Raw genomic sequence first — 2,463 nt, 5'->3', positions numbered from 1 at the left:
TCGCTCATGCGGGAGACGCCGCCGGCCGCGCGGATGTCGGCCGGAATGCGCTCAAGCGCCATGACCGCGCACGCGCCCGCATCCTGTGCGATCTTCGCCTGCTCCGGAGTAGTGACGTCCATGATGACGCCACCCTTGAGCATCTGTGCCAGATTCTTGTTCAGTTCGTTCCTGTTGTTGGCCATCGCCAGCCTTTCGTCGAAAAATATTCCGTTGATTCAGATACTAACGATTTTCCCCTACCAATTCAGATGATGTGAATATTTTGAACCACCATGCAACCATATTCGGCAAAAACACCGTTTGATTCCCCAAATACCAGCGACTCCATAAAATGCCGATTGATCGGCACCGCAACTGTTTCCTCCGGCCTGCACGGCGCGCGCGATTCACATTTCCGCCATTTTCCGGAGCATGGATAACACGGTATAGAAAACATGAATGACTTTCGCATAGCGTCGATGCCCACATTGCGGACGGCATGGTGCCATACGAAAAACGTGGTTCGACCTTCAGGATCGAACCACGCCAGATCACGTCACCTCATCACATATGCAAGAGGAACGCATTTGCCCATGGTCCCACGGGATATTGCGAACCCGCGGAACCGTAACGGCATAATCTTACTTCTTCTGAGCAGATACCAGCGCCTCGGCAGCCGCCTTGGTGGCGATGGCACGTTCCTTGGCACGATGCGCACGCGCAAGTTCGGCTTCCGCGGCCTTGATGTCGGCCTCAGCACGCTTCAAATCAGCAGCAGCACGGGTAACTTCAAGCTGCGCACCAGTGAGCTGTTCGCTCTTCGGCTTCCACAATTCCGCAATCTCTTCCAAGGTCTTGTCTTTGGTCTCAGGAACGAATGAAATCACGCCGAGGAAGCAAATCAGGTTAGTGCACGCGAACACGAGGAATGTTCCCATACCGCCAATGGAACTAATCAGAATCGGAGTGAACTGGCCGATGGCCCAGTTGGTTCCCCACAGGAATACCGTGCAGATGCCGGTTGCGCGGCCACGCAGATAAGTCGGGAAAAGCTCCGGAATCATAATCCACGGAATCGGACCCATGGAGAACGCAAACGCAGAGGTGAAGCACATCACGAAGATGAGCATGAGCAGCTGATAGTTGTTGGCATACGCAAAGGAGATGCCCAATGCGAACAACACCATGAGGCCAGAACCGACAGCCATGAGCTTCTTACGCCCTGCGGTATCAATCAGGTACATGCCGACGACGGTGAAGACCAGCTCGATACCGCCAACCATCGAAGAGGCAAGGAATTCGGTGTTCCCGCCGAATCCCATGTCTTTGAACATAACCGGACCATAGTAGGAAATGGCATTCATACCAATCGCCTGGTTGAAGATGGCCAAGAAGATGCCAATCAGCAAAGCCTTGCGCAGACCAGGCTTGAACAAATCGGAGAACGAGGCATTGGCTTCACGCTCCTCTTTGATTTGAGACTGAATCTCCTCTACATCATGACGAGCCTTCTCCGATCCATTGATGCGCTCAAGAACCTTGAAGCCCTCTTCAACACGGCCCGACTGCACAAGAAAACGTGGAGATTCAGGCGAAAACCACAACGCAGCCACGAAAATGGCAGCCGGGATGGCACCGATACCAAGCATCCAACGCCAACCATTGGCGACGCCCCAATCATGCGAACCGGAGGACGCGATGAAATAGTTGATGACATTGGTCAGGAAGATGCCGGAGATAGTCAGCAACTGATATGCGCTGGTCAATGCGCCACGAATGTTCGTCGGAGCGGATTCGGTGATATACGTCACGGCGAGCGCTGCGGCAAGACCGATGCCGACGCCTCCGATGATACGGGCCAGAATCAACGTGAATGGAGAGAACGTGAACGCGCTCCACAGCGCGGCGACGAAGAAGAACGCTCCGCCAAACATCAGAATCCTGCGGCGGCCGTATTTGTCCGACAAGAATCCTGACGCACCCGCACCAATCACACCGCCAATCATGATGGAACTGATTACCAAACCTTGCAATGCAGGACTCAGTGAGTACTTCTCCTGCAGAAAGTCGATAGCCCCAGAAATAGACACCGTATCGTATCCATAGAGCAGACCGGCCAAGCCCGCGCTTAATGCAAGACCTACGATATAGCGGCCGGATCCACGTCGCCGACCGGAAACATCATCTGTGATGTTTGTCTTTTCGCTCATCACTTCTCTCCTTACTGCCAACAGCACGTTAATAATTGCGCAATTTATGGCAATTCAAACAACTTCATTGGCATCCATTGTTCGATTTGTTAACGCTGCCATCAGCAATATACAACTTTCTCTCACAAAAAACGCTGAGAATCAATAATATTCGATAAAAACTCGCTCAAAATATAACACCTGCATTGAGCAGTTAGTTTATTCGCGTAAAAACAGGTAAGGCACAGTCCACATGATTGACTTGCGCAATGGCACATACCTTCGAACATGC

General features: G+C 52.3%; 1 protein-coding gene and 1 pseudogene. Both read right to left on the bottom strand.

Going from position 1 to position 2,463, the window contains the following annotated elements; translation table 11 throughout:
* Nucleotides 1-185: pseudogene (locus tag B3C64_RS08415) on the bottom strand (pyridoxal 5'-phosphate synthase lyase subunit PdxS); the annotation flags it as partial.
* A 438-nt stretch (nt 186-623) separates the two neighbouring features.
* The gene (locus tag B3C64_RS08410; RefSeq protein ID WP_291535030.1) at nt 624-2,192 is read right to left on the bottom strand and encodes a sugar porter family MFS transporter; all 1,569 of its coding nucleotides are present in this window, start codon (nt 2,190-2,192) and stop codon (nt 624-626) included.
* Nucleotides 2,193-2,463 lie beyond the last annotated feature (271 nt).

Source organism: Bifidobacterium sp. UBA6881 (assembly GCA_002451435.1).
GTDB lineage: Bacteria > Actinomycetota > Actinomycetes > Actinomycetales > Bifidobacteriaceae > Bifidobacterium.
This window is presented reverse-complemented; position numbering and strand designations above follow the sequence as displayed.